We start from the raw sequence: 25828 nt of genomic DNA on the forward strand, positions 1-25828 counted from the left end.
GCGGGCGGGGACGCCTCAGACGCCGGCGGCGAGCGTGCGGACCAGGGTCCGGAGGACCGCCCCGGCGTCGACATCGGCGTCCAGGGACTCCACGGCGGCCAGACCGTCGACGGCCGCGGCGACGGCCTCGCCCAGCGGCCGGGGGTCGAGACCGCCACCGCGCTCGTCGGCCAGCACCTGGAACAGCTCCACGAAACCGGCGCGCCAGCGCCGGTACTCCGTCTCCATGGCCTCCCTGACCCGGTCGTCGTTCAACGCGTGCCAGTGCAGGGCGGAATGGAGGTGGGCGAGGTCCGTCTTCTCGGGCCTGCCGAGCAGGTCGAGCACCCGCTCGGCGCGCTCGGCGAAGGTGCCGGGGCCGGCGACGGCCTCCTCCAGGGGCGAGATCCACTCGGGGCGGATGTCCGCGACGACCGCGAGGACGAGGTCGGTCCTGTCCTGGAAGTGGTAGTGGCACATTCCGTGCGACACCCCGCAGAGCGCCGCCACGTTGCGGGTGGTGAACCGCTCGCTCATCTCGCCCGCGAGCAGTGTGCGGGCGGCCGCGATCAACCGCGCCCGGGTCTGCTCGCCCTTCGCCGAGGCCCGTGACCGTGTGGCCGGGCGGGGCGGGGGAGCGGTCGGGTTCGGGGAGTCCTTCGCGGATGCTGCCATGGCCTCACTCTAGCCACGCCCTACGCCTGCCATCTGCGGGTTTCGATGCCTCGTACACCCGGTGGCGGACGAGCTCCGGCGGTTCCGGGCAATGCTGCGCACAATATTGACCGAGCGCTCGGTCAGTTTTACATTTCTGGCCAACCGCGGACCCTCCGCGGGGAGTTGAAGCAGGAGGCACACGTGAGCCGACCCGAATCCAGCCGACGCGCACGCAGCGGTCTGAACCGCCGGGGATTCCTCGCCGCGGCCGGTCTGACCGCGGCCGGAGCCGCCCTCGCCACCACCCGCTTCCAGGCCGGTGCCGCCACGTCCGCGGGCACCTTCCGGGTCCCGGTCGAGGACGTCCGCCACACCCGTACGTGGATGGCCTGGCCGGACAGCACGTCGATCTGGGGCAACAAGCTGAGCGGCGTCCAGGCGGACATCGCCCTGATCGCCCGTACCGTCGCGAAGTACGAACCGGTGGTGATGTGCGCCAACTCGGGCAGCGCCGCCAAGGCCCGTCAGTTGTGCGGCTCCACGGTCACCGTCATCAGCACCATCCCCGTCGACGACTGCTGGATGCGGGACTCCGGGCCCGTCTTCCGTACCGACGGGGCCGGCGGCCTCGACGCGATCGGCCTCAACTTCAACGGCTGGGGCAACAAGCAGGCCCACGCCAAGGACGCGCTCGTCGCCGGACGCATCGCCTCGTACGTGGGTGTGCCGATCACCTACGCCGACCTGGTCGGCGAGGGCGGAGCCATCGAACAGGACGGCGCCGGAACCCTCATGGCCACCCGCAGCAGCCTCGTGAACCGCAACCGGAACCCCGGGGTGACGGAGCGGCAGCTGGAGACCGCCATGTGCGCGGCGTACGGCGCCTCCAAGGTCATCTGGTTCGACGGCGTCCGCGGCCAGGACATCACCGACGACCACGTCGACGCCACGTCCCGCTTCCTCGCACCCGGCGAGGCCCTGGTCCAGATGCCCCTGGCGTCCGAGAACGACGCCTACGCCCGGGACGCGCGCCAGCAGTTCAGCATCCTGTCCGCCTCGACGACCTCCACGGGCGTCCCGATGGACACGATGCGCCTCCAGGGCCCGGACTACTACAAGATCCGTTCCAGCAACCCGGAGTTCCTCGCCTCCTACGCCAACTTCTACCTCTGCAACGGCGCTGTCATCAGCGCCCACTTCGGTGACACCCGCGCGGACCAGGAGGCGAAGGCGACCCTGCGGAGCCTCTACCCCGACCGGGTCGTCGAGCAGCTGAACATCGACCGCCTCGGCACCGGCGGCGGCGGCATCCACTGCGTCACCCAGCAGCAGCCCGTCCGCTAGCGGACGGGACACGGCGACCGGGGGCGGGAGCGGGCCCGCGGAGACCCCTGACACGAGCTCATGTCGGCGCCCCTTCCTCGCCGGAGGGGCGCCTCTTCCTTGTCGGGGGACACGCCTTCCCGTGCGGGAGGCGTGCGCCCCCTCGTCGGAGCGCCCCCTCGGCGGAGGGGTGTACGTGACCGCCCGGCCGCTCCCCGGTGTAAATTGGCAAGATCGCCGTGGCGTGAACGCAAAAAGGGCTGAACCTTTGATTGCTCGGTTCAGCCCTGAGATAGCCTGGGAAAATGCTAACAGAGGTCACTGCAACCCGCTATGTCACGCCCTTGCGTGAGGGTGGCTCGCTCCCCGGGATCGTCGAGGCCGACGACCTCGGCACGTACGTCATGAAGTTCACCGGCGCCGGCCAAGGGCGCAAGACCCTGGTCGCCGAGGTCGTCTGCGGGCAGCTCGCCCGCCGGCTCGGTCTGCGGGTGCCCGAGCTCGTCACCATCCAGCTCGACCCCGTCATCGGACTCTCCGAGCCCGACCAGGAGGTGCAGGAGCTGCTCAAGGCGAGCGGCGGGCTCAACCTGGGCATGGACTACCTCCCCGGCTCGCTGGGCTTCGACCCGCTGGCGTACGAGGTCGACCCCGTGGAGGCCGGCAAGGTCGTCTGGTTCGACGCGGTGATCAACAACGTCGACCGGTCCTGGCGGAACCCGAACATGCTCGTCTGGCACGGCGATCTGTGGCTCATCGACCACGGCGCCACCATGATCTGGCACCACAACTGGCCCGGCGCCCAGGCGTCCGCCGCCAAGCCGTACGACGCCTCCGACCACGTGCTCGCCCGCTACGCGCCGGACATCGCCGCCGCGGCCGCCGCACTGGCCCCGCTCGTCACCCGTGAGCTGCTCGACGAGATCGCCGCCGACGTGCCCGACGAGTGGCTCGTCGACGAGCCCGGCTTCGACGGCACGGACGAGGTGCGCGCCGCCTACGTCGCGGCGCTGCTGCCCCGCGCCGCCACCATCCACGAGCGGATCACGCTCGGACCCCGGACCGAGAGCCGGCCGCAGCAGCCGCCCGGCTGGCTCGCCGAGCGCCTCGCGCCCCGGACGCACTCCACCGAGAAGGACAGCACCCCGTGACCGATCGTGATGTCTTCGAGTACGCGCTGCTGCGCGTGGTGCCGCGGGTCGAGCGCGGTGAGTGCTTCAACGCGGGAGTCGTCGTCTACTGCCGCGCCCGTTCCTACGTGGCCGCCCGTACGCACCTGGACGAGGCGAAACTGTCGGTGCTGGACCCGGCGGCCGACGTGACCGGGGTGCGGGCCGCCCTGCGCGCGGTCGAAGGGGTCTGTCTGGGAGGCGACGCCGCCGGGCAGGCCGCCGGTGACGACGCGGGACGGCGCTTCCGCTGGCTGATCGCACCGCGCTCCACGGTCGTCCAGCCGGGGCCGGTCCACACCGGCCTCACCGTCGACCCGGAGGCCGAGGTGGAGCGACTGCTCGACCTCCTCGTGCGCTGAGAGCCCCGCCCTGGCGGATCGCCCCCGCCCCGCCTTGGCGGATCGCCCCCGCCCCGCCTTGGCGGATCGCCCCCGCCCCGCCCCGGCGGACGGACCCCGCCAGGGCCTGGCGGATCCCCCCCCCGCCCCGCCTTGGCGGATCCCCCCGCCCGGCCGGGTGGATCCGCCCGCCACGCCCGGTGGATCCACCTGCCGCGCCCGGTGGTTCACCCCGCCCCGCCCGGCTGTGCCCGCCCGTGCCGCACAGCCGGGCGGGGCGTCCGTCTCCGCGCCCGCCCGTGCCGCACGGGTGGGCAGTGACCGGGTGCACCCGGTGGGCCGTTGACACCGGGTGCCAGTGCTTCTAGCGTCTCGTTCTGCGGACGATACTAAGCGGTCGCTCATGTGCGGGACGCAGGAGCGGGTGACCGGTTCGACCGCGACCAGGGACGATCCAAGGGCGAGGAGAACCAAGCATGTCCACCACCGAGCAGCGCGTAGCCGTCGTCACGGGTGCCGCACGGGGTATCGGGGCCGCCACGGCGCTCCGCCTCGCGGCCGAGGGCCGCGCCGTCGCCGTACTCGACCTCGACGAGGCGGCCTGCAAGGACACCGTCGAGAAGATCACCGCCGCGGGCGGCACCGCCCTCGCGGTCGGCTGCGACGTCTCCGACAGCGCCCAGGTGGAGGCCGCCGTCGCGCGCGTCGCCGCCGAGCTCGGCGCGCCGACGATCCTCGTCAACAACGCGGGTGTGCTCCGCGACAACCTGCTCTTCAAGATGTCGGAGTCCGACTGGGACCTCGTCATGAACGTGCACCTCAAGGGCGCCTTCCTGATGGCGAAGGCCTGCCAGAAGCACATGGTGGACGCGGGCTTCGGCCGGATCGTCTCGCTGTCGTCCTCCTCGGCCCTGGGCAACCGCGGCCAGGCCAACTACTCGGCCGTGAAGGCCGGTCTCCAGGGCCTCACCAAGACCCTCGCCAAGGAGCTCGGCAAGTTCGGCATCACCGCCAACGCCGTCGCCCCGGGCTTCATCGTCACCGAGATGACCGCGCAGACCGCCGAGCGCGTCGGCATGGGCTTCGAGGACTTCCAGGCCGCCGCCGCGTCCATGATCCCGGTGCAGCGGGTCGGCCGCCCCGAGGACGTCGCCAACGCGATCGCCTTCTTCGCCGGCGACGACGCCGGCTTCGTCTCCGGCCAGGTCATGTACGTGGCCGGCGGCCCGCTCAACTGACGACCGGCATCGAGAGGAGCACGGCAGACATGACCGCACAGGCACGGCCGGAACTGTCCGGCAAGGTCGCTCTCGTCACCGGCGCCAGCCGGGGCATCGGCTATGGCATCGCCGAGGCGCTCGTCGCCCGAGGCGACCGGGTCGTCATCACCGGACGCGGCGAGGAGGCCCTCAAGGAGGCCGTCGAGCGCCTCGGCGCCGACCGGGCGATCGGCGTCCCCGGCAAGGCCCACGACGAGGCCCACCAGGCCGCCGCCGTCGAGGCGGCGATGGACGGCTTCGGCCGGGTGGACTTCCTGATCAACAACGCCGGTACGAACCCGGTCTTCGGTCCGATCGCCGACCTGGACCTCGGGGTGGCCCGCAAGGTCTTCGAGACCAACGTGGTCTCCGCGCTCGGCTTCGCCCAGCGGACCTGGCACGCCTGGCAGAAGGAGCACGGCGGGGCGATCGTGAACATCGCCTCGGTCGCCGGTGTCTCCGCCTCGCCGTTCATCGGCGCGTACGGAATCAGCAAGGCCGCGATGATCAATCTGACCATTCAGCTGGCCCATGAATTCGCGCCCCTGGTGCGGGTCAATGCGATTGCCCCCGCGGTCGTGAAGACGAAATTCGCGCAGGCGCTGTACGAGGGCCGGGAGGCGGAGGCCGCGGCGGCCTACCCGCTCGGCCGGCTCGGCGAGCCCGAGGACATCGGCGGCGCGGCCGCCTTCCTCACCTCGTCGCAGTCGGAGTGGATCACTGGCCAGACCCTTGTGGTCGACGGTGGGATTTTCCTGAACGCCGGAGTCGGGTGACCGATAATCGGACACTTTCCGGATTTCGTGTCCGGATTGACCCCGGTTATACGTCGAATGCCTCAAGTGCCCCGTCAGGCTCGAACATTGACCTGACGGGGTGCTGCGGTATCGTCGGCCGACCCGTGGCTGAACGAGGAGCGTGCACGTGTTCAACCGGACCAGTCTGCAGGCCGCTGCAGCCCTTGTGTCCATATCCCTGGTAACCGGATGCAGTGTCTTCTCTGACAGTGATTCGGCCGGGGATCAGAGAATCGTCGTCGGTACGACGAGCTCTCCCACCACGCTTGACCCGGCTGCCGCCTGGGACAACTCCTGGGAGCTCTTCCGGAATGTCTTCCAGACCCTGGTGAGTTTCCCGACAGGCAGCACGACCCCGGATTCCGACGCCGCGGACTGCAAGTTCTCGGACACCTCCAGCAGGGTCTTCGAGTGCAAGCTCGTGGAGGGCCTCACGTTCTCCAATGGGCACAAGCTGGACGCCAAGGCCGTGCAGTACTCGATCGAGCGCATCCGCACGATCAATCACAAGGGCGGCCCGAACGGCATGCTCGGCTCGCTCGACAAGATCGAGACCGTCGGCGACCGGACCGTCGTCTTCCGGCTCAACAAGCCGGATGCCACCTTCCCGATGGTCCTCGCCACGCCGGCGATGTCCCTCGTGGACCCGGCCGAGTACCCGGCCGACCAGCTGCGCAAGGACGGCAAGCTCACCGGATCGGGGCCGTACGTCCTCGACTCGTACACCGAGCGCGAGTCGGCGGAGCTGACCAAGAACCCCACGTACAAGGGCTTCGCCGACCGCAAGAACGGCGGTGTGACCCTCCGCTACTTCGACGACTCCGAGGCGATGGTCGCCGCGCTCAAGAAGAAGGAGATCGACGCCACCTACCGCGGCCTCACCGCCGAGGAGGTCATCGAGCTCCAGGAGGACAAGCCCGAGAACAAGGGCCTCCAGATCGTGGAGTCGACCGGCGCCGACATCCGCTACCTGGTCTTCAACACCCAGGACCCCACGATCGCCAAGCCCGCGGTCCGCAAGGCCATCGCCCAGGTCGTCGACCGCGACGAACTGGTCAGCAAGGTCTACCAGGGCACCGCCGAGCCCCTGTACTCCATGGTGCCCAAGGGAATCGCCGCCCACACCACCAAGTTCTTCGACCGCTTCGGCGACCCGGACGCCAAGAAGGCCAAGAAGATCCTCCGCGAGGCCGGCATCACCGAGCCCGTCGAGCTGAAGTTCTGGTACACGACGGACCGCTACGGCTCCTCGACGGCCGCCGAGTTCAAGGAACTCAAGCGCCAGCTGGAGGAGACCGGCCTCTTCGAGGTCGAGATCGAGGGCAAGCCCTGGAAGGACTTCCAGGCGGGGTACCAGAAGGGCGAGTACCCGGTCTTCGGCCGCGGCTGGTTCCCCGACTTCCCGGACCCGGACAACTTCGTGGCGCCGTTCGTCGGCAAGGAGAACGTCCTCGGTACGCCGTACGAGAGCCCCACGATCACCGGCGAACTCCTCCCGAAGTCCCGCCGCGAGAGCGACCGGGGGACCGTCACGGACGAGTTCGAGGAGGCCCAGGAGATCATGGTCCAGGATGTCCGGCTGCTGCCCCTGTGGCAGGGCAAGCTGTACATCGCGGCCCAGGACGACATCGGCGGCGGCGAGGGCGCGCTCGACCCGCAGACCGTCATGCAGCTCTGGGAGCTGAGCCGCCGGGCCAGCTGGTAGGACCCGGGGCGGCCGTCGGCCGGGAGCCCGTGGGGGCCACTGTCAGTGGCCCCCGGTAGGTTCGTGGACGGAGTAACAGGAACGTCCACCGGAGGTTGTTGACCGTGACCGACACCAGCATGCTGCCCGAGTCCTGGCGGGGTGTTCTCGGCGAGGAGCTGCGGAAGCCGTACTTCGCCCAGCTCACCGAGTTCGTCGAGGAGGAGCGCGCCGAGGGACCGGTCTTCCCGCCGAAGGACGAGGTGTTCGCCGCCCTCGACGCCACCCCGTACGACAAGGTGAAGGTCCTGATCCTCGGTCAGGACCCTTACCACGGCGAGGGGCAGGGACACGGCCTCTGCTTCTCCGTCCGGCCCGGCGTGAAGACCCCGCCCTCCCTGCGGAACATCTACAAGGAGATGCAGGCCGAGCTCGGCCACCCCGTCCCGGACAACGGCTATCTGATGCCGTGGGCCGAGCAGGGCGTCCTCCTGCTCAACGCCGTGCTGACCGTCCGTTCCGGCGAGGCGAACTCGCACAAGGGCAAGGGCTGGGAGAAGTTCACCGACGCGGTGATCACCGCCGTCGCCTCGCGCCCCGACCCCGCCGTCTTCGTCCTCTGGGGAAACTACGCCCAGAAGAAGCTGCCCCTCATCGACGAGGAGCGGCACGTGGTGGTCAAGGGCGCCCACCCCTCCCCGCTCTCGGCGAAGAAGTTCTTCGGATCGAAGCCCTTCACCCAGATCGACGAGGCCGTCGCGGCCCAGGGACACGAGCCGATCGACTGGCGCATCCCGGACCTCGGCTGAGCCTCGGCCCGATCCGGCCCCGGTGCGGCTAGCGTCGGCTCTCCCAGTGGGAGAGCGGGTGGAGGTCGCGGTGACCGAGCAGCAGCAGGTGTCGGACGACGGGGTCATGACCAGGATCGGGCAGACGATGATGCTGCTCCACGGCGGCGACCGCGAGGAGGCACGCAACCGTTTCGGGCTGCTCTGGCAGCAGATCGGCCCGGACGGGGACCCGCTGCACCGGTGCACCCTCGCGCACTACATGGCGGACGCCCAGGACGACCCCGACACCGAGCTGGCCTGGGACCTGCGGGCCCTGAGCGCGGCGGAGGGCCTCGCGGAGGAGCGGCTGGCGGAGCACGACTCGGCGGTCGCCCTCCGGGCGCTGTACCCCTCGCTCCACCTCAACCTGGCCGCCGACTACGTCAAACTCCAGCGGTACGACGCCGCGCGGGTCCATCTCGACCGGGCCCGCGCCGCCTCGGACCACCTCGACGACGACGGCTACGGGAACGGGGTGCGGGCCGCGATCGAGCGCCTGGAGCTGCGGCTTCGCGGGGTGTGAGGGCCGGAAGCCGCCTCGGGCCCCGGGTTCTCGTGGGCCGCTCTGGTCACTCGGGCCCGCGGGTCTCCGCGGGCCACGTGCCCCGGGGCCTCAGGGGCCGTACGTGCCGTGGCAGAGGCGTGACGGGTCGCTGTCGGGCGCCCAGCCGCCGTACCGCTCGCCCAGGTCGCAGACGTCCGCCCGGGAGACCGATGGGTTCTGCGGAAGCTCGGCCGGTTCCGCCGGCAGTTCGGGCAGCGGCGGCCGGGTCTCCGGACGCGGACGCTCACGCTGCCCCGGTACGAACGCGGGGCGCGGTGCCTCCGGGTGGGGCGGGGCCGCCGTCCGCCGGCGCGCCTCGGGCGAGGGTGTCGCGCGGGGCGTGACGGACGGTGGGGGAGTGGGGAGCGCCGCTTCGAGGGCCTCGAGGGCCGGTCCCTCGACGATCTGCGGGGCCACGTCCTGGGCGGGGCGTAAGGTCTCCGCGGCGGGCGAGGAGATGGGCGCCGTCGGCGGGGTGTCCACCGTGACGCAGCCCGCGAGGGCGGCCACGGCCGCCCCGACCAGGATCTTCGCTGCTGTTCGGGTTCCATGCACCCGCGCAACTCTGCTGGTCCTCCGTGATCTCCGCGCCCCTACCGCAGGGGAATGCCCCGCACGGGTGAGCGACGCGGGACCGGACTTGACCCGGTCGGCGTGCCTGCGGGTACGCGGTCGCGCGGTCGGATCCCGATCGCCGCGCGGCGCGTGGGCGCTCAGTCGCCGGTCGCACCGTCGATCCGCTCGCGGACGAGGTCCGCGTGGCCGTTGTGGCGGGCGTACTCCTCGATCATGTGCAGATAGATCCAGCGCAGGTTGAACTGCTTTCCTGAGTGGTGACCGCCCTCGCCCAGGTCGTCGAGACCGCGCCCGGCGGCCACGGTGCGGGCATGGGTGATCGTCGCCTGCCAGGTCGCGTGGGCCTCCTCGAAGGTGTCCTCGCCGGTGAAGTGGAAGTCCCGGTCGCGGTCCTCCTCGGTCGAGTAGATCCAGCCCGCCTTCTCGCCGGCCAGGACGTTGCGGAACCAGCCGTTCTCGACCTCCGCCATGTGGCGGACGAGGCCCAGCAGGCTGAGCTCCGACGGCGGGGCGGACAGGGTGCGCAGCTGGGCGTCGTCGAGCCCCTCGCACTTCCTCGCGAGGGTCGCGCGATGGAAGTCGAGCCACTGCTCCAGCGCCTCGCGCTCGCCCGAGGTGGTGCTCGGGTCGACGCGGGGCGCGGTTTCGATGCGTTCGGTGGTCATGCGCGGCATCGTCCCTCATGGTCACCGGCCGCGCCACCGCTTTCCCCGCGCCCCGGGCCCGTATCGCCGAGCATGCCCCGCAGCAACTCGTCGAAGCCGGTGCGCAGTTCCGCGCGGCTCGGCACGGCCGTGTGGAAGGAGCCGACGGCGCAGGAGAACATCAGCCCCTCGCACCAGGCGACGAGCGACAGCGCGTGACGCTCGGGCTCGGGCGAGCCGGCCGCCGCCGTCATCGCGACCAGTGGGCCGCGGAAGACGGAACCGGCGGCGTCGAAGAAGGCGCGGAGCTCGGGACGGCGGGTCGCCTCCAGGGCCAGCTCGTAGCGGGAGACGAGCAGGGCGCGGTGGTCGGTGAGATAGCGGTGCAGGGCGAGGGAGAGCGCGTCCGCGAGGGTGTCGGTGCCGAGGGGTGCCTCCGGAAGGGCTCCGATCGGCGCCCCTGCCGCCGCCCCGGGCGAGGCGGCGCCCGGCAGCTCGTCCGGGGTCAGAACCTGGGACTCCAGCTGGACCTGACGTCGTACGGCCGTCTCCAGGAGTGCCTGGCGGGTGCGGGCGTGGTTCGACGTCGACCCCTGCGGCAGCCCCGCCCGCTCGTCCACCGCCCGATGGGTCAGGCCCCGCATGCCGCGCTCCACGAGGAGGTCGAGGGCGGCGTCGCCGATCCGGTCCGCACGGGAGGCGGCGGAGCCGGACGTCCCGGAAGTGCCCGCGCTCCCGGAAGTGCCGGAACCGCCGGAAGCGCCGGGAGCACCGGGGGATCCGGTCGGGCCGGGAGGGGCGGCGGAGGGCGGCGCTGAGGTCATGAGGACAACCTACAGCCGGACGCTTCCCGCCTCACTACATCTGTAGTACGGTCACGCCATCGGTAGGACTACATCTGTAGTTTCCCGATCCGAGGAGCAGCCATGGAACAGCACCGCGCCGTCGTCGTCGGAGCCGGCATCGGCGGACTCACCGCCGCCGTCGCCCTCCACCGCAGCGGCTGGCACGTCACCGTCCTGGAGCGGGCCGCCGACCTCGCCCCCGTCGGAGCCGGCATCGGCCTCGCCCCCAACGCCCAGCGCGCCCTGGACGTCATCGGCCTCGGCGACCGCGTCCGCGCCCTCGCCGCCTGGCAGGGCGACGGCGGCATGCGTGCCCCCGACGGGCGCTGGCTCGCCCGCACCGACGCCGCGGCCGCCGCCGCTCGCTTCGGCGGGCCGCTCGTCCTCCTCCACCGGGCCACCCTCGTCGACATCCTCACCTCAGCCCTCCCCGACGGGGCCGTCCGCACCGGGGCGGCCGGCACGCTCGTCGACCCCGGCGACGACCACCGCCCCGCCCGCCTCGCCACCCCCGACGGAGAGATCGAGGCCTCACTCGTCGTCGCCGCCGACGGCATCCGTTCCGCGACCCGGCCCGCCCTCTTCCCCGGGCACCCCGGCCCTCGGTACGCGGGCTGCACCACCTGGCGGGTCGTCGTCCCGGCCCCCGAGCGGCCGTTCGCGCCGCACGAGACCTGGGGAGCCGGTCGCCTGTGGGGGACGCAGCCCCTCAAGGACGGCAGGATCTACGCGTACGCGATGGCCGCCGCCCCCGCCGGCGGCCGGGCGCCCGACGACGAGAAGGCCGAACTCCTGCGCCTGTTCGGCGACTGGCACCACCCCGTCCCCGAGATCCTCGCCGCCGTGGACCCCGCGCAGGTCCTCCGCCACGACGTCCACCACCTGCCCGACCCGTTGCCCGCCTTCCACCGGGGCCGGGTCGCGCTCCTCGGCGACGCCGCGCACGCGATGATGCCGAGCCTCGGCCAGGGCGGAAACCAGGCGATCGAGGACGCCGTCGTCCTCGCCCACCACGTCGGCCCCGCGGCCGAAGTCCGTCCCACCGGCCGCGCGGCCGAAGCCCACCCCGCCGGCCCCGTACCCGACTTCGTCCCGGGCCGCGACCTCGCCGCGTACACCGCCGACCGCCTTCCCCGTACCACCGCCATCGTCCGCAAGGCCGCCCGCACCGGAGCCGTCACCCTGCTCGCGGCCCGCCCCGCCGTCGCGCTGCGCGCCACGCTCGTCAGCGCGGTCTCCCGGTTCGGCCCGGGGCTCGTCCTGCGCGGTTTCGACCGCATCGCCGACTGGCGGCCGCCGGTGGCCCCGGCCCGGTCCGCGTAAGCTGACCGGCGCGAACGGCCCACCCGTACGGGGGCCTGTGGACACGACAAGGGAGAACCCGTGAAGGTTGGCTGCATCGGACTCGGCGACATCGCGCAGAAGGCCTACCTTCCGGTCCTCGCCACCCTCCCCGGGGTCGAACTCCACCTTCAGACCCGCACCCGCGCGACGCTCGACAGGGTCGCCGACACCCTCCACCTGCCCGCCGCACAGCGTCACGGCGACCTCGACTCGCTGCTCGCCGCCGGGCTCGACGCCGCCTTCGTCCACGCGCCGACGGCCGCGCACGCCGAGATCGCCGGCCGGCTCCTGGACGCGGGCGTCCCCACGTACGTCGACAAGCCCCTCGCCTACGAGTACGCCGAGTCCGAGCGGATCGTGGAACTGGCGGAGAAGCGCGCCGTGAGCCTCGCCGTCGGCTTCAACCGGCGCCTCGCCCCCTCGTACGCCCAGTGTGCCGAGCACCCCCGCGAGCTGATCCTTCTTCAGAAGAACCGCATCGGCCTTCCCGAGGACCCCCGTACCCTCGTTCTCGACGACTTCATCCACGTCGTCGACACCCTGCGGTTCCTCCTCCCCGGCGAGATCGAGCACATCGACGTGCGCGCCCGGATCCGCGAGGGGCTCATGCACCACGTGGTGCTCCAGCTCTCCGGCGACGGCTTCACCGCCATCGGCGTGATGAACCGGATGAACGGTTCCACCGAGGAGATCCTCGAGGTCTCCGGGCAGGACACCAAGCGCCAGGTCGTCAATCTCGCCGACGTCGTCGACCACAAGGGCCAGCCGACCCTGCGGCGGCGCGGCGACTGGGTGCCGGTGGCCCGCCAGCGCGGTATCGAACAGGCCGTACTGGCCTTCCTCGACGCCGTACGCGACGGGCGGGTGCTCAGCGCCCGGGACGCCCTGCAGACCCATGAGCTGTGCGAGCGCGTCGTGCGCGAGGCGCTGATCCAGGCCTCCTGAACGCGCCCGCGCCCTCGGCGGCGCACACCGCGCCCACCACGGCGAGCGCCCCGTACAACGGCCAGTCGCCCCAGCGGACGTAGCCCGTCGTCGTGTCCGAGAGCGGCAGCTCGCGGACGGCGGCGGCGCTCGCGTCCGTACCGAGCACGGGCCCGATCCTGCGCCCGTCGGGGCCGTACGCCGCGCTGACCCCGGTGAGCGTCGCGTGCGCGACCGGCCGCCCCGTCTCCGCGGCCCGCAGTGCCGCGAGGGACGCGTGCTGGGCGGGCGCCCAGCTCTCCTGGAAGGTACTGGTCGACGACTGGACGACGAGGAGCCCGGCCCCGTCCCGCACGAGGTGCCGGCTCATGTCGGGGAAGGCGGACTCGAAGCAGATGAGCGGGCCGATCAGCGGTCCCCGGGCGCTTCCGCCGGTGACGTCCCCGCCGCCCTCGCGCGTACCGTCCCCGCTGCCGTCGCCCGTGGCGGGCAGCCTCATCACGACCGGTGTGCTGCCCCTGCGGCGATCCTCGGCGGCGGCCTTGCCGAACGACGTCACCCAGCCCAGGACCCCGCGCGCGGGGACGTACTCGCCGAACGGCACGAGCCGCATCTTGTCGTAGCGCTCGCCCGTGAGCCCTGCCGGACCGACCATGACGGCGCTCTTGAAGATGCCAGGGCGGTCGGCCCGCCGGGCGTCCACATTGACCAGGAGCGGTGCGTCGACCTCCCGCGAGAGAGCGGTGAGCCGGGCGGCGAGATCGGGCCGGCCGGCCGGATCGGCGCCGACGCCGCTCTCGCCCCAGACCACCAGATCGAGGCGCTGCCCGGCGAGCGAGCGGGTCAGCTCCTCGGCGCGGTCGAACCGCCGCTCCGTCCCGTCCGGCCCGTCGAACACGCCCGGCTGTACGAGGGCCACCCGCACCGACCCGCTCACCCGCGGCGCCCCCACACCCCAGGCGGCCGTACCGGCCACGAGCGCGCAGCCCGCGAGCCCCGCGACCCCGACGGTGCGCAGCCCCGGCGCGGCCACCAGCAGGGCCACGGCCGTGTTCGTCGCCACCACGAGCGCGGTCACCAGCCACACCCCGCCGACCGAGGCCAGCCGGAGCGCCGCCGGCACCTGCCACTGGCTCGCCCCGAGCAGCCCCCAGGGACCCCCCAGCCCCTCCCAGGAGCGCACCAGCTCGATCAGCAGCCAGCCCGACGGCAACGCGACCAGGGCGGAGCCGGCCCGCAGGGCGGACGGCACGCCACCGAGCAGGGCCCGCACGAGCCAGGCCCACGGCATCCACAACAGGCCGAGCAGCGCGGAGAGGGGGAGGAGGAAGACGTGCAGGCTGGGCAGCAGCCAGTGATGGACGGCGAACACGAAACCGATCCCGCCCAGCCAGCCGTCCAGGCCGGCCCGGCGCGCTCCCGGAGCCGTCCGGATCAGGAGGAGCCAGGGGACGAGGGCCAGGTACGCCCACCACCAGAGTCCGGGGGCGGGGAAGGCGAGCGCGGGCAGCGCGCCGCAGCCGACGGCGAGCAGGGAGCGGGCGAGGGTACGCCGACGGGTCCCACCGCCGTGGTCGCGGCCCGGGGCCTGGTCCCGGTCCTTGCCCCGAGGCTGGTTCCCGCCCTGCTCCTGACCCTGGCCCTGCTCGTGGCTCTGACCCTGCTCCTGGTCCCGTCGTACGAACGGATTTCGCATGGCATGCCTCCGCCCTTGCCTTCAGTGTCGGGCGTGACCGGGTCCGGCGCGGCTCGGGCGGTCCGTCGTGGTGACCGGGGCGGGAGGGTCCCCCGGGCGGCGGCAGCGGGGCCGGGGGTGGCGGTCAGCCGTGCCGGCGCCACCGTTCGTCGACCACGACCGATGTCAGCCGCCAGCCGTCGGCGGTGCGCACCGCCCCGAACGCGTAGCGGCCCCCGCAGACGAAGTCCTCTCCGGAGGTGAAGCGCATCGGGTTGACGTAGTCGGCGCGGATCTCCGCCGTGTCCCCGTTCTCCGGGTACCCGGCCGGCCCGCGGAAGAGGACGCGGCGGTTCACGATGAGGTGCTGGCGTACGGGAAAGAGCGTCAACGTCTCGGCGAGCCAGTCGGCGATCTCGTCCGCCGGGCCCTCGACGCCGCCCGAGCCCCGGTAGTCGGCCCTGCCGTCCGGCGAGAACAGGGCACGGTAGGCGGTCCAGTCGGCGTCGTCCACGGCCGCCGCGTACCCGGTGATCAGGTCGTCGACGGCGAGTCGGTCCATCACGGTCGCGAGGTCCACGCGCTGCGTCATCGGATCAGTGTCGGGCAGGCCGGGCCAGGGGCCAAGGGGCGTGCGCGGGGGGAGTTCCAGGACCCGGTCATACTGGCCGGATGCGTGTGAACATCGATCCCGAACTGAGCGACCGGACCTCCTTCTACCGGCTGCTCACCGCCACCGTCGTGCCCCGGCCGATCGCCTGGGTCTCCACCACCTCGGCGGACGGGACGGACAACCTGGCCCCGCACTCCTTCTTCACCATCGCCTCGGTCACGCCACCGGTCGTGCAGTTCACCTCGGTGGGACGCAAGGACTCGCTGCGCAATGTGGAGGAGACGGGGGAGTTCGTCGTCAACCTCGCCCCCGAGGGACTCTTCGAGCAGATCAACGCGACGGCGACGGACTTCCCGCGCGGGGTCGGCGAGTTCGACGCCTGTGGCGTCGAGCGCGAGCCGAGCCTGCGTGTGAAGCCGCCGCGTGTGGCGGCGTCGCCGGTGGCGCTGGAGTGCGAGCTGCACAGCACGCTGCGGATCGGCGACTCGACGGTCGTGTTCGGCCGGGTCGTGCACGCGGCGATCGACGAGTCGGTCGTCGTCGACGGCCACCCGGAGATCACCCTGATGCGCCCGCTGACCAGGCTCGGCAAGAACGAGTGGGGCACCCTGGGCGGCATCCGGGAGATCGCCCGCGTGCCCTACGCTGCCGACGGTCACGACGTCTCCGCCCGGGATCGGAAGCGCGGCTAGGCCGTCTCTTCCGGATCGTGCCTGACCCGCGGCGTGTGATCGACAGTTGTTACCGCGGGTCCCGGCATCCGGTGCGGCCTCGTCGTGGGCCGGCGTCGTGGTGGGCAGGGGGCGTACTCGTCGGCCCGTGGCTCCGTCAGTCGGCCGACTCGCCCGCGTGCGGGCTCAGTACGTCCGTGCCGATCAGGATGAAGAGCAGGATGCCGAGCAGGATGCGGTAGATCACGAACGGCATGAACGACTTCGTGGTGATGAACTTCATGAACCAGGCGATCACCGCGTATCCGACGGCGAACGCGATGATCGTCGCGAAGATCGTCGGGCCCCAGGAGACGTGTCCCTCGCCCGCGTCCTTCAGTTCGTACGCGCCCGAGGCGAGCACCGCCGGGATCGCGAGGAGGAACGAGTAGCGCGCGGCCGCCTCGCGGGTGTAGCCCATGAGCAGGCCGCCGGAGATCGTCGCGCCCGAGCGTGAGACGCCCGGGATCAGGGCCATCGCCTGGCAGACGCCGAAGATCAGGCCGTCCCTCACACCGAGTTCCTTGAGCGTCTTGCGCTCGCGGATCGCCCGGTGGCGGCCACCGATCTCGTCGCGGGCGGCGAGCCGGTCCGCGATGCCGAGGACGATGCCCATGACGATCAGGGTGGTGGCGATCAGCCGCAGGTCGCGGAAGGGGCCCTCGATCTGGTCCTTGAGCGTGATGCCGAGGACGCCGATCGGGATCGATCCGATGATCACCAGCCAGCCCATCTGGGCGTCGTGGTCGGAGCGCATCGACTTGTCGGTGAGGGAGCGGAACCAGGCCGAGACGATCCGGGCGATGTCCTTGCGGAAGTAGATCAGTACCGCGGTCTCCGTGCCGATCTGGGTGATGGCGGTGAAGGCCGCACCCGGGTCTTCCCAGCCGGCGAACGCCGCCGTGAGGCGGAGATGCGCGCTGGAGGAGATGGGAAGGAACTCCGTCAGCCCCTGGACGAGTCCGAGGATGAACGATTCGAACCAACTCATGGGGCTAGGGCCGTCCCGTTATGTACGTGTGCGATCAGCAGGTCGAGCGCAGCGTACCTTCCCCAGATGAACGGTCCCGTGCTCAGTCCTCCTGAGGGACCGTCGGGCCCGCGGTGCTCCAGCCGGGCGCCCGGACGTGGGCGGTGAGGCTGTCTCGGGCGGCCTCGTCACCGCAGTGGGCACAGACGATCCGGGGGCTCAGAACCTCGCCGCACCGGTGCTCGAGGACGACCGGGCGGTCGTCGGCGTTGAGGTGCCGGTCGCCCCAGGCCATCAGGGTCACCAGGACCGGCTGGAGCTCCTCGCCGGCCGCCGTGGCCCGGTACTCGAAGCGCTGCGGGCGCTCGCTGTACCGCACCTTCTCCAGGATTCCGGCCTCGACGAGCCGCTTGAGGCGGGTGGTGAGGATGTCGCGGGGCGCGCCGGTGTTGCGGGCGATCCGGTCGAAGCGTCGTACGCCGAGGGAGACCTCCCGGAGTACGAGCAGGGAGTACTTCTCGCCGACGAGCGCCAGCGTGTCGGCGATCGAGCAGGGGCGGGGGGCGGCCTTCATGGGCTCAAGGGTAGGACAGTCGGGGCACTGTCGGTTCGGGAATCCAACTCACTGTTCCGAGTGGGTTTGAAAAGCCAACCCTGGGGGTTATGTTACCGATGAGTGTTGGTCCACTTTTCCAACTCAGGAGTCTGTCATGCGTGACGCCGTCATCGTCGAAGCCGTCCGGACGCCGATAGGAAAGGGCAAGGCGGGCGGAGCCCTGGCCCATGTCCACCCCGTCGCCCTGCTCTCGCACACCCTGAGTGCCCTGATCGGGCGCAGCGGCATCGACCCCGCCCTCGTCGACGACGTGATCGGCGGCACCGTCGACCAGGTCGGCGAGCAGGCCATGAACACCACCCGCTACGCCTGGCTGGGTGCCGGATTCCCCGAGTCCGTGCCCGCCACCACCGTCGACCGGCAGTGCGGCTCCTCCCAGCAGGCCGTGCACTTCGCCGCCCAGGGCGTGCTCTCCGGGGCCTACGACATCGCCGTCGCCTGCGGAGTCGAGTCCATGAGCCGGGTCCCCATGTGGTCCAACGTGCCGCCGGGCGCCGATCCCTTCGGACCCGGTGTCGCCGAGCGCTACCCCGAGGGCCTCGTCCCGCAGGGCGTCAGCGCCGAGCTCATCGCCGCGAAGTGGTCGATCGACCGCGAGGCCATGGACGCCTTCGCCACCGCGTCGCACACCAAGGCGGCGCGCGCCTGGGCGGCCGGACTCTTCGACGCCGAGGTCGCCCCGTACGAGGACGTCCGCCGCGACGAGTCGGTGCGTCCGGCGACCACCCCCGAGATCCTCGCCGGACTCCGGCCCTCCTTCGAGGACCCCGGCTTCGCCGAGCGCTTCCCGCAGATCGACTGGTCCGTCACCGCGGGCAACAGCAGCCCGATCAACGACGGCGCCTCCGCCGTGCTCGTCATGGCCGCCGACACCGCCGCGCGCCTGGGCCTGCGGCCCCTCGCCCGGCTGCACAGTTTCGCCGTCACCGGCTCCGACCCGCTGCTCATGCTCACCGGCGTCATCCCCGCCACGGAGAAGGTGCTGCGGCGCTCGGGCCTCTCCCTCGACGACATCGACCTCTTCGAGATCAACGAGGCCTTCGCCAGCGTCGTCCTCGCCTGGCAGCAGGAGACCGGCGCGGACCCGGCCAAGGTCAACGTCCACGGCGGCGCGATCGCCCTCGGGCACCCCCTCGGCGCCAGCGGCACCCGCCTCACCACCACGCTCGTCCACGCACTGCGGGCCCGGGGCGCCCGCTACGGGCTCCAGGCGATGTGCGAGGCGGGCGGCCTGGCCAACGCGATGATCGTCGAGGCCCTCTGACCTCCGCCGCCCGCACACCCCCTCAGCGGGGGCTGCCCACCGTCTCGGGCGTCTGCTCCGGCTCCGGCGCCACGGCCTGAGCCGGGGACCGCAGATGGTGCCGCTTGCGCCAGGCGACCACGGCGGCCGCCACGGCGGACAGGGCGATGAAACCCGCCGAGACGAGGAACGCCGGGGAGCCGGGTTCCCCCGCCTGCGCGCCCGCCACGACGTACGCCGCCGTGTTGGGCACCGAACCGATCCCCGTCGCCACCAGGAACGGCACGTACCCCATCCGGGAGACGGCGGCACAGTAGTTCGCCGCCGCGAACGGCACCCCGGGGAACAGCCGGATCGCCAGCATCGAACGGAACCCGTGCCGGCTGAGCTGCCCGTCCGCCGCCGTCAGCCAGCGGCCCCGCAGCATCGGCCGCAGCGCATCCTGCCCCAGGAAGCGGCCGAGGGTGAAGGAGATCCCCGCGCCGAGCACCGTCCCCGCGATCGCCGCCGTCAGACCGAAGGCCGAGCCGAAGAGCGCGCCCGCCGCCAGGTTGAGCACCGGACGCGGGACGAACGCCGCCGTGCACACGCCGTACGCCAGGCCGAAGAGCATCACCGCGCCGGTGCCGTCCGTCTGCTGAGGCCAGCCCGAGGAGAGCAGCCGTTGCGGTTCGTACAGGACGACGAGGGCCGCCGCGGTCAGCAGCAGCAGCGCGAGCATCGAGAGCCGTGCGCGGGGCGCGAGCAGGGCCCGGGAGCAGCGGAAGGCGAGGGAGCCCGGCGGCCGGGGCACGGGAGCGAGCATTCGGGGAGAGTAACGGACGCGTCCGTATGATCGCCGTAATGTGCGTCATGTCCCGCCTGGCGGACAGCCCATGACCCCGGGCGGACAGCCCATGATCCCGGGCGGGCCCCATGCCCCCGGGTGGGCCCACGAACCCGGGTGGACCGCGCACGCCGCGGACCGCCCACGACACGGAGGGCCCCATGACCGAGACCGCGCCGACGGCCGGCGGGTCCGTCGGCATCCCCGACAGCGCGCTCGCCGACACCCTTCTCGAACGGCTCACCACCGCCTACCCGGCAGCGGGGAACCCCTTCCGGGCACAGGAGATGGTCGCGTACATGAAGGGTGTCGCCCCCTTCCTCGGGCTGCGCACCCCCGAGCGCCGAGCCCTGTCCCGTACCGTCCTCGACGGCACCCCCCGCCCGGACGAGCAGGACTGCGCCGCCGTCGCCCTGCGCTGTTTCGCACTGCCCGAGCGCGAGTACCACTACTTCGCCGTCGACTACCTGCGCCGCCATGTGAAGCGCTGCTCGTCCGGATTCCTGCCCGTCGCCCGCCGGCTCGTCACCACCGTCTCCTGGTGGGACACGGTCGACCACCTCGCCGCCCATGTCGTCGGCGGTCTCGTCGCGGCCGATCCCGTGCTCGGCGACCGCATGGACGAGTGGATCGAGGACGAGGACCTGTGGGTGGCCCGGACGGCGATCCTCCACCAGCTGCGGTTCAAGGAGGCCACCGACGCGGACCGGCTCTTCGCCCACTGTCTGCGCCGCGCCGCCGACACCGACTTCTTCCTCCGCAAGGCCATCGGCTGGAGCCTGCGCGAGTACGGCAAGACGGCCCCGGCCGAGGTGCGCGCCTTCGTCGCCGCACACACCGCCCGGCTCTCACCGCTCTCGGTCCGCGAGGCCCTCAAACACCTCTGACCGGCCCCGGCCCGACCAGGGGCGCCGCTGACCGCCACTGGCCCCCGCCGACCGCCCCGACCGTCCGTCCCCGGCGCCCCTGCACAATGAGAGCGTGAACGAGCAGATTCCCGTCATCCGTGAGGTCGACCAGGGCACCGCGCGCCTCATGCCCGATGTGGACCGGGAGCGGGCCTGGCTCCTCACGGTCGACGGCGCACCCCAGTCGTACGTCGACCTCGACGACCCCGCGTACCTGGAGTTCGAGTACGCGCGCCGGCTCGCCCATGTCGTGGACGGCGCCGCCGACGACGGCGAACCCCTGGACGTCCTGCACCTCGGCGGCGGGGCGCTCTCCCTGCCGCGCTATGTGGCCGTCAGCCGGCCGGGCTCGCGCCAGGAGGTGGTCGAGGCCGACCGGGGGCTGCTCGCGCTCGTCGCCGAACACCTGCCGCTGCCCGAGGAGTCCGGGATCACCGTGCACGGCGCGGACGCCCGGCGCTGGCTCGAGGCGGCCCCCGCCGCCTCGGCCGACCTCGTCGTCGGCGATGTCTTCGGCGGCTCCCGCGTGCCCGCCCACCTCACATCCGTGGAGTACGCGCGCGAGGTTCGGCGCGTGCTGCGACCCGACGGCGTCTACGCCGCCAACCTGGCCGACGGAGCGCCGTTCGCCTTCCTCCGCTCGCAGCTCGCCACCTTCGCGGCCGTCTTCCCCGAGCTCGCGCTGGTCGCCGAACCGGCCGTGCTCCGCGGCCGCCGCTTCGGGAACGCGGTCCTGGTGGCCTCCGGCCGCGAGATCGACACCGCCCACCTCGCCCGCCGGGCCGCCTCGGACGCCTTCCCCGCGCGCGTGGAGCACGGGGACACGCTCCACCGGTTCACCGGCGCCGCGGCACCCGTCCTCGACGCCGGGGCCGTCCCGTCACCCGTTCCGCCGGAGGGAGCCTTCGGCATCGGCTGAAGCGCCGGCTGAAGCAGTGGCCGAGGCATCGGCCGGAACAACGGCCGCATCAACGGCCGACGCGGCGAGGGACGCGCCCGTCGGAGCCGGTACGGAGCCGGAGGCGACGGCCGGCGTCACCCCGCCGACCGGCTCCTTCGTGTGCGGACGCCGGGTCAGGTTCCGGACGTCCGGGACCAACAGGACGAGCGCGGTGACCAGCACCATCAGCCCCGCGGCCCCCCACAGCGCCGTGCTCCGGCCGAACGTGTTCTCCGCCGGGCCCGCGAGCGCCGTCGTCAGCGGCAGCAGGGCCGTCGAGCCGAACCAGTCGTAGGCCGACACCCGGGACAGCTTCTCCTCCGGGATCTCCTGGTGCATCGTCGTCATCCACGAGACGCCGAAGACCTCGATGGCCACACCGCTGACGAACATCGCCGTCGTGAGCCCCCACGCGTCGAGCGGTACGGCGAGCGCCGCCGACGGCAGCGCGATCGGGAAGACGCAGAGCGTGCCGACGAACAGCAGCCGGCGCGGTTTCCAGCGGGCCATCAGGAAGGCGCCCGCGAGTGTTCCCACCCCGTACGCGGCGAGCGCGATGCCCCAGGGCCGCGCGCCGCCCAGCTCCGCCTTGGCGACCAGCGGCCCGTACACCGCCTCGACCGCCCCGATCAGCCCGACCACGACGGAGAACTGGGCGACGATCGACCACAGCCAGGGCCGGCCGATGAACTCGTGCCAGCCCTCGCGGAGATCGGAGAAGAGACCACCGCCGGGAGCGCGTTCGGGGATTCCGCTCACGTCCAGGAACGCGCGGAGCCCGCCCGCGACCGCGAAGGCGACGGCGTCGATCAGGAGGACCCAGCCTGGTCCGACGAACGCGACGAGCGCGCCGCCGAGCGCCGCGCCGCCGATGGACGCGCCGTGCATGGCCATCCGGTAGACGGCGAAGGCGCGGCTCGCCTGTTCCCCGGTGACGCTGGACATCAGCATGCCCTCGGCCGCCGGGTTGAAGAAGGCCTGGCCGGTGCCGCAGAGCGCGGTCAGCACCATCATCTGCCAGATCTGGGCCGAACCGGCGAGCACGAGGGCGGCGAAGACGGCCTGCGAGACGCAGTTGAGGACGTTCGCCGCGACCATCACCCGGTGCCGGGGCACCCGGTCGGCGACCGCGCCGCCGATCAGCAGGAAGAGGACGAGCGGCAGGAACCGTGCCATCGCCACGAGTCCCACGTCGCCGGCGTCGCCACCGGTCTCGAACACCGCCCAGGTCGTGGCGATCAACGCGCCGTGCGTGCCGAGGTTGGTCACGATGGTGGCGGCGGTCAGGAGGACGTAGTTGCGCCCGGCCCACTCGGGGCGGCGCGAGCCGAGGGGAGCGCGGTGGGGGGCGGCGGCGGGACTGTTCACCCCGGGACTATCCCTGGCGGGCCGCCCGTATGCCAACCCGATATCCGGACGGGACGCCTGAGGGCCGGACAGTGTCCTGGACAGTGGCTCCGGGCGGGGGTCCGGTCAGGGGCCTGGGCGAGGCACCGGGCAGGGGGCGGCAGAGCGGCCCGGGCAGTGCTCCGGACGCGTCGACCCCGGCGCGTGGACGGGACCGTGGTCGGTGGCGGCCAGCGTCCGTACGGCCTGCGCGTCGACCCCGGCGCGTGGACGGACCACGCGCCGGGGTCGGACCTTCGCATGCCGTCCGGTCAGGACTCCGGCGCGAGCCGGACCGTGGACAGGATCTTCTGGATGGTGGCGTCCGGCAGCTCGTCCTTGACGCCGTCGGCCCCGTAGAGCACCCAGGTCGAGAAGTCGCCCTTGGCGTTCTTGAAGGTGAAGGCGATCGACTTGCCGTCCGTCTCGCACTTGTTGCGCTTCTTGACGCCCGGCGCCGTCGCCATCGCCATGTGGCCGGTGAGACCCGACTTCGTCTTGTACGGCACCGGCTTGGTGATCTTGATGGTGCTCTGCGGCATGTGCTGGGCGTAGCCGCCCCACACCCACGTTCCGGCTTCGCTGCGCGAGGCGTCCGAGGTGTTCTTGGCGCCCTGGCCGCCCTTGGTGCCGGCGGTGCTCAGGCCCCAGGTCTCCTTGGTGCCGTTCTTGTCGGTGTCGTACGTGCACCACTCGCTCTTGAGGCGCGTCGGCGACGACATGGTGACGAGCGGGCTGCCGTCGTTCTTCTTCTCGTCCTCGAAGAAGGTGATCATGCCCGGCTTCAGCACCTCCCACTCCGGAGGTACGTCGAAGAGCGTGCCGTACTTCGGGTTGTAGACGACCTTCCAGCCGGGGATCGTCGGCTGCTGGGCGGCGCCGTCACGCGGGTTGGCGATCCCGGACGGGCTGTCGCTCGGGTCCGTGGAGGGGATGGTCGAAGGATCGGTCGACGGGTCCACCGGCGCGGCCGTCGGGGTCGGCTTCTGGTCGTCGGCGGTCGTCTTCTTGTCGTCGTCCTTGCCGAGGACGAGGAAGCCGGTGACACCGGCCGCGACGACCACGGCGGTCGCGGCGACGATCGCCACGAGCGTCGTCCTCTTCTTCCCGCCGTCGGGCCCGCCGGGCTGCACCGGACCCGGCACCGCGTACTGCTGCGGAACGGTCGGCTGCTGGTACGGGTTCGGCTGGCCGTAACCCTGCTGCTGGCCGTACCCCTGCTGCGGATACCCGGGCTGTGCCGGCGGCTGCTGCTGCGGGTAGCCGGGCTGTGTCGGCGGCTGCTGCGGATACCCGGGCTGGGCAGGCGGCTGCTGATACGGGTTCGGCTGCTGGTACCCCGACTGCTGATAGGGGTTCTGATTGCTGTCCTGCGGGTTCTGCTCGCCCCCGGGCGGCTGCTGTCCTGGCCACATGGCCAGTAACCATAGAGGTGCGGAGGCGCCTCGACCACGCCCGCCCCCGCACAGCGCACGCGCAGGGGATGGCCAAGGCTGCTACTCGTGGGTAACATCACGGCCATGAGCGCAGACCAGATGACCGTCGGCGAGATGCTCGCCGCCACGGTGCCCATGGCCGGAACCCTGAACCTGGAGTTCCTGGAGACCACCGCCGAGCGCGCCGTCGTGCGCCTGCCGGACCAGGCCGCCTACCACAACCACGTCGGCGGCCCGCACGCCGGCGCGATGTTCACGCTTGCCGAGTCCGCCAGCGGCGCCATCGTGCTCGCCGCGTTCGGCGACCAGCTGAGCCGCGCCGTGCCGCTCGCCGTCAAGGCCGAGATCGGCTACAAGAAGCTCGCGATGGGCGTCGTCACGGCCACCGCGACCCTGGGCCGCCCGGCCGCCGAGGTCGTCGCCGAGCTCGACGCCGGGCAGCGGCCGGAGTTCCCGGTGCGGATCGACATCACCCGCGAGGACGGCGCCGTGACCGGCGAGATGACCGTCGTCTGGACCCTGCGCCCGAACGCCTGACCGGCGCTGGGCCCGAGCCCCGACCAGGGACGCCGTGGACCGCCCCCGTACCCCTACCGGGGTGCGGGGGCGGTCGCGTTCCGGGCGGCCGACGGCGCGGGCCGTCCACCCCGACCGGGTAGGCTGCCCCGGCGTGCCCGCCGCGGTGCGCGCCGGCGCCACGGACCCCCGACCAGGGGACGGGCGCGGCAGAGCGGTCGAAGCGGTGGCAGTGCTCGAAGCTGTCCAAGCAGTCGAAGCAGTCCAAGCAGTCGAAACGGGAGGAAGCCGCGTTGCACGTCCAGGAGTGGCTGGAGACGATCCCCGCGATCGCGGTCTACGTCCTCGTCGGCGTGGTGATCGGGCTGGAGAGCCTGGGCATCCCGCTGCCCGGCGAGATCGTCCTCGTGAGTTCCGCGCTGCTCGCCTCGCAGCACGGCGACATCAACCCATACGTCCTCGGCGCCTGCGCCACCGCCGGTGCGATCATCGGTGACTCGATCGGTTACGCGATCGGCCGCAGAGGTGGACGGCCGTTGCTCGCCTGGCTGGGGAAGAAGTTCCCCAAGCACTTCAGCGAGGCCAACATCGGGCTTGCCGAGCGCTCCTTCCAGAAGTGGGGCATGTGGGCGGTCTTCTTCGGCCGCTTCATCGCCCTGCTCCGCATCTTCGCCGGGCCGCTCGCGGGCGTCCTGCACATGCCGTACTGGAAGTTCCTCATCGCCAACGTCTTCGGCGGCATCCTGTGGGCCGGCGGCACGACGGCCGTCATCTACTCGGTCGGCATCGTCGCGGAGGCCTGGCTCAAGCGCTTCTCGTGGCTGGGGCTCGTCCTCGCCGTGCTGATCGGCGTCGCGTCGATGCTGATCATCAAGAACCGTGCCAAGAAGGCGGCGGCGGAGCAGGCCGAGGCCCCGGAGCCGACGCCGGTCGCGGTCGCCGACTGAGTCCGGACGCACCGGGAATCAGGTGAGGGAGGGGGGGGGAGGGGGGGGGGGGGGGCGCCCCCCCCCCCGCCGCCCACCCTGCCACCCCCCCCCCCCCAACCCCCCCACCGCCCCTCTCTGCGGGGC

At 72.2% G+C, this 25828-nt stretch carries 27 protein-coding genes; 16 read left to right on the plus strand and 11 right to left on the minus strand.

The window, feature by feature from the left end:
* Nucleotides 1–15 precede the first annotated feature (15 nt).
* Entirely contained in the window at nucleotides 16–654 is a 639-nt protein-coding gene (locus ACZ4XX_RS34935) for a TetR/AcrR family transcriptional regulator (protein ID WP_468511874.1), read from the minus strand.
* Between the two features lie 183 nt (nucleotides 655–837).
* On the opposite strand from ACZ4XX_RS34935, the gene ACZ4XX_RS34940 reads away from it, so the two are divergent.
* The 8 genes from ACZ4XX_RS34940 to ACZ4XX_RS34975 all read left to right on the plus strand — a co-directional run bounded on the left by ACZ4XX_RS34940 (nucleotide 838) and on the right by ACZ4XX_RS34975 (nucleotide 8562).
* The gene (locus tag ACZ4XX_RS34940) at nucleotides 838–1980 is read left to right on the plus strand and encodes an agmatine deiminase family protein (RefSeq protein ID WP_468511875.1); all 1143 of its coding nucleotides are present in this window, start codon (nucleotides 838–840) and stop codon (nucleotides 1978–1980) included.
* 284 nt (nucleotides 1981–2264) lie between these two features.
* Nucleotides 2265–3110 (plus strand): HipA family kinase, encoded by an 846-nt coding sequence (locus ACZ4XX_RS34945; RefSeq protein WP_468511876.1) that lies wholly within the window; start codon nucleotides 2265–2267, stop codon nucleotides 3108–3110.
* Complete coding sequence (locus ACZ4XX_RS34950; protein WP_384328540.1) at nucleotides 3107–3490, plus strand: DUF3037 domain-containing protein; 384 nt, start codon at nucleotides 3107–3109, stop codon at nucleotides 3488–3490. The genes ACZ4XX_RS34945 and ACZ4XX_RS34950 overlap by 4 nt, the downstream gene beginning before the upstream one ends.
* Nucleotides 3491–3945: 455 nt before the next feature.
* Nucleotides 3946–4707 (plus strand): 3-oxoacyl-ACP reductase FabG, encoded by a 762-nt coding sequence (fabG, locus tag ACZ4XX_RS34955; protein ID WP_030316526.1) that lies wholly within the window; start codon nucleotides 3946–3948, stop codon nucleotides 4705–4707.
* Between the two features lie 29 nt (nucleotides 4708–4736).
* On the plus strand, nucleotides 4737–5504 hold the full coding sequence (locus ACZ4XX_RS34960) for an SDR family oxidoreductase (RefSeq protein ID WP_383581284.1): 768 nt from the start codon (nucleotides 4737–4739) through the stop codon (nucleotides 5502–5504).
* A gap of 148 nt (nucleotides 5505–5652) precedes the next feature.
* Nucleotides 5653–7230 carry an ABC transporter substrate-binding protein gene (locus ACZ4XX_RS34965; protein WP_468511877.1) on the plus strand — a complete coding sequence of 526 codons (1578 nt, stop codon included), beginning with the start codon at nucleotides 5653–5655 and terminating at the stop codon, nucleotides 7228–7230.
* Between the two features lie 104 nt (nucleotides 7231–7334).
* Nucleotides 7335–8018, plus strand: a complete 684-nt coding sequence (gene ung / locus ACZ4XX_RS34970; protein ID WP_468511878.1) for a uracil-DNA glycosylase — start codon at nucleotides 7335–7337, stop codon at nucleotides 8016–8018.
* Between the two features lie 70 nt (nucleotides 8019–8088).
* Nucleotides 8089–8562 (plus strand): hypothetical protein, encoded by a 474-nt coding sequence (locus ACZ4XX_RS34975; protein WP_468511879.1) that lies wholly within the window; start codon nucleotides 8089–8091, stop codon nucleotides 8560–8562.
* Between the two features lie 90 nt (nucleotides 8563–8652).
* Here ACZ4XX_RS34975 and ACZ4XX_RS34980 read toward each other — a convergent pair whose 3' ends face one another.
* The 3 genes from ACZ4XX_RS34980 to ACZ4XX_RS34990 form a co-directional block, all read right to left on the minus strand.
* Entirely contained in the window at nucleotides 8653–9138 is a 486-nt protein-coding gene (locus tag ACZ4XX_RS34980) for a hypothetical protein (RefSeq protein WP_468511880.1), read from the minus strand.
* 158 nt (nucleotides 9139–9296) lie between these two features.
* On the minus strand, nucleotides 9297–9824 hold the full coding sequence (locus ACZ4XX_RS34985; protein ID WP_468511881.1) for a DinB family protein: 528 nt from the start codon (nucleotides 9822–9824) through the stop codon (nucleotides 9297–9299).
* Nucleotides 9821–10627 carry a TetR/AcrR family transcriptional regulator gene (locus ACZ4XX_RS34990; protein WP_468511882.1) on the minus strand — a complete coding sequence of 269 codons (807 nt, stop codon included), beginning with the start codon at nucleotides 10625–10627 and terminating at the stop codon, nucleotides 9821–9823. The genes ACZ4XX_RS34985 and ACZ4XX_RS34990 overlap by 4 nt, the downstream gene beginning before the upstream one ends.
* Before the next feature lie 102 nt (nucleotides 10628–10729).
* Here ACZ4XX_RS34990 and ACZ4XX_RS34995 point away from each other — a divergent pair, with 102 nt between their 5' ends.
* Both ACZ4XX_RS34995 and ACZ4XX_RS35000 read left to right on the plus strand, forming a co-directional pair.
* Nucleotides 10730–11971, plus strand: coding sequence for an FAD-dependent monooxygenase (locus ACZ4XX_RS34995; RefSeq protein WP_468511883.1), 1242 nt, complete (start codon nucleotides 10730–10732; stop codon nucleotides 11969–11971).
* 60 nt (nucleotides 11972–12031) lie between these two features.
* Nucleotides 12032–12937: a Gfo/Idh/MocA family protein gene (locus tag ACZ4XX_RS35000; protein WP_468511884.1), complete on the plus strand. Its 906-nt coding sequence runs from the start codon at nucleotides 12032–12034 to the stop codon at nucleotides 12935–12937.
* Here ACZ4XX_RS35000 and lnt read toward each other — a convergent pair.
* Both lnt and ACZ4XX_RS35010 read right to left on the minus strand, forming a co-directional pair.
* The gene (gene lnt / locus ACZ4XX_RS35005) at nucleotides 12861–14612 is read right to left on the minus strand and encodes an apolipoprotein N-acyltransferase (RefSeq protein ID WP_468511885.1); all 1752 of its coding nucleotides are present in this window, start codon (nucleotides 14610–14612) and stop codon (nucleotides 12861–12863) included. The two genes, ACZ4XX_RS35000 and lnt, sit on opposite strands and share 77 nt — an antisense overlap.
* Nucleotides 14613–14736: 124 nt before the next feature.
* The gene (locus ACZ4XX_RS35010; RefSeq protein WP_468511886.1) at nucleotides 14737–15183 is read right to left on the minus strand and encodes a nuclear transport factor 2 family protein; all 447 of its coding nucleotides are present in this window, start codon (nucleotides 15181–15183) and stop codon (nucleotides 14737–14739) included.
* 80 nt (nucleotides 15184–15263) lie between these two features.
* On the opposite strand from ACZ4XX_RS35010, the gene ACZ4XX_RS35015 reads away from it, so the two are divergent.
* Nucleotides 15264–15896 (plus strand): flavin reductase family protein, encoded by a 633-nt coding sequence (locus tag ACZ4XX_RS35015; RefSeq protein WP_468511887.1) that lies wholly within the window; start codon nucleotides 15264–15266, stop codon nucleotides 15894–15896.
* A gap of 136 nt (nucleotides 15897–16032) precedes the next feature.
* Here the strand turns inward: ACZ4XX_RS35015 and ACZ4XX_RS35020 are convergent, their stop codons facing one another.
* Entirely contained in the window at nucleotides 16033–16905 is an 873-nt protein-coding gene (locus ACZ4XX_RS35020; protein WP_468511888.1) for an undecaprenyl-diphosphate phosphatase, read from the minus strand.
* Nucleotides 16906–16987: 82 nt separating this feature from the next.
* On the minus strand, nucleotides 16988–17458 hold the full coding sequence (locus tag ACZ4XX_RS35025; RefSeq protein WP_468511889.1) for a winged helix-turn-helix transcriptional regulator: 471 nt from the start codon (nucleotides 17456–17458) through the stop codon (nucleotides 16988–16990).
* Between the two features lie 136 nt (nucleotides 17459–17594).
* On the opposite strand from ACZ4XX_RS35025, the gene ACZ4XX_RS35030 reads away from it, so the two are divergent.
* Nucleotides 17595–18764 carry a thiolase family protein gene (locus tag ACZ4XX_RS35030; protein WP_468511890.1) on the plus strand — a complete coding sequence of 390 codons (1170 nt, stop codon included), beginning with the start codon at nucleotides 17595–17597 and terminating at the stop codon, nucleotides 18762–18764.
* 22 nt (nucleotides 18765–18786) lie between these two features.
* Here ACZ4XX_RS35030 and ACZ4XX_RS35035 read toward each other — a convergent pair whose 3' ends face one another.
* On the minus strand, nucleotides 18787–19548 hold the full coding sequence (locus tag ACZ4XX_RS35035; protein WP_468511891.1) for a TVP38/TMEM64 family protein: 762 nt from the start codon (nucleotides 19546–19548) through the stop codon (nucleotides 18787–18789).
* A 182-nt stretch (nucleotides 19549–19730) separates the two neighbouring features.
* Here ACZ4XX_RS35035 and ACZ4XX_RS35040 point away from each other — a divergent pair, with 182 nt between their 5' ends.
* Both ACZ4XX_RS35040 and ACZ4XX_RS35045 read left to right on the plus strand, forming a co-directional pair.
* Nucleotides 19731–20456 (plus strand): DNA alkylation repair protein, encoded by a 726-nt coding sequence (locus tag ACZ4XX_RS35040; protein WP_468511892.1) that lies wholly within the window; start codon nucleotides 19731–19733, stop codon nucleotides 20454–20456.
* A 94-nt stretch (nucleotides 20457–20550) separates the two neighbouring features.
* Complete coding sequence (locus tag ACZ4XX_RS35045; protein WP_468511893.1) at nucleotides 20551–21396, plus strand: spermidine synthase; 846 nt, start codon at nucleotides 20551–20553, stop codon at nucleotides 21394–21396.
* Here the strand turns inward: ACZ4XX_RS35045 and ACZ4XX_RS35050 are convergent.
* Entirely contained in the window at nucleotides 21358–22785 is a 1428-nt protein-coding gene (locus tag ACZ4XX_RS35050; protein WP_468511894.1) for an MFS transporter, read from the minus strand. The two genes, ACZ4XX_RS35045 and ACZ4XX_RS35050, sit on opposite strands and share 39 nt — an antisense overlap.
* Nucleotides 22786–23075: 290 nt before the next feature.
* On the minus strand, nucleotides 23076–24218 hold the full coding sequence (locus tag ACZ4XX_RS35055) for a DUF8017 domain-containing protein (RefSeq protein WP_468511895.1): 1143 nt from the start codon (nucleotides 24216–24218) through the stop codon (nucleotides 23076–23078).
* Nucleotides 24219–24338: 120 nt separating this feature from the next.
* On the opposite strand from ACZ4XX_RS35055, the gene ACZ4XX_RS35060 reads away from it, so the two are divergent.
* Both ACZ4XX_RS35060 and ACZ4XX_RS35065 read left to right on the plus strand, forming a co-directional pair.
* On the plus strand, nucleotides 24339–24776 hold the full coding sequence (locus ACZ4XX_RS35060; protein WP_468511898.1) for a DUF4442 domain-containing protein: 438 nt from the start codon (nucleotides 24339–24341) through the stop codon (nucleotides 24774–24776).
* Between the two features lie 272 nt (nucleotides 24777–25048).
* Nucleotides 25049–25702: a DedA family protein gene (locus tag ACZ4XX_RS35065; protein WP_468511896.1), complete on the plus strand. Its 654-nt coding sequence runs from the start codon at nucleotides 25049–25051 to the stop codon at nucleotides 25700–25702.
* Nucleotides 25703–25828 lie beyond the last annotated feature (126 nt).

Source organism: Streptomyces sp. NPDC029956 (assembly GCF_055574655.1).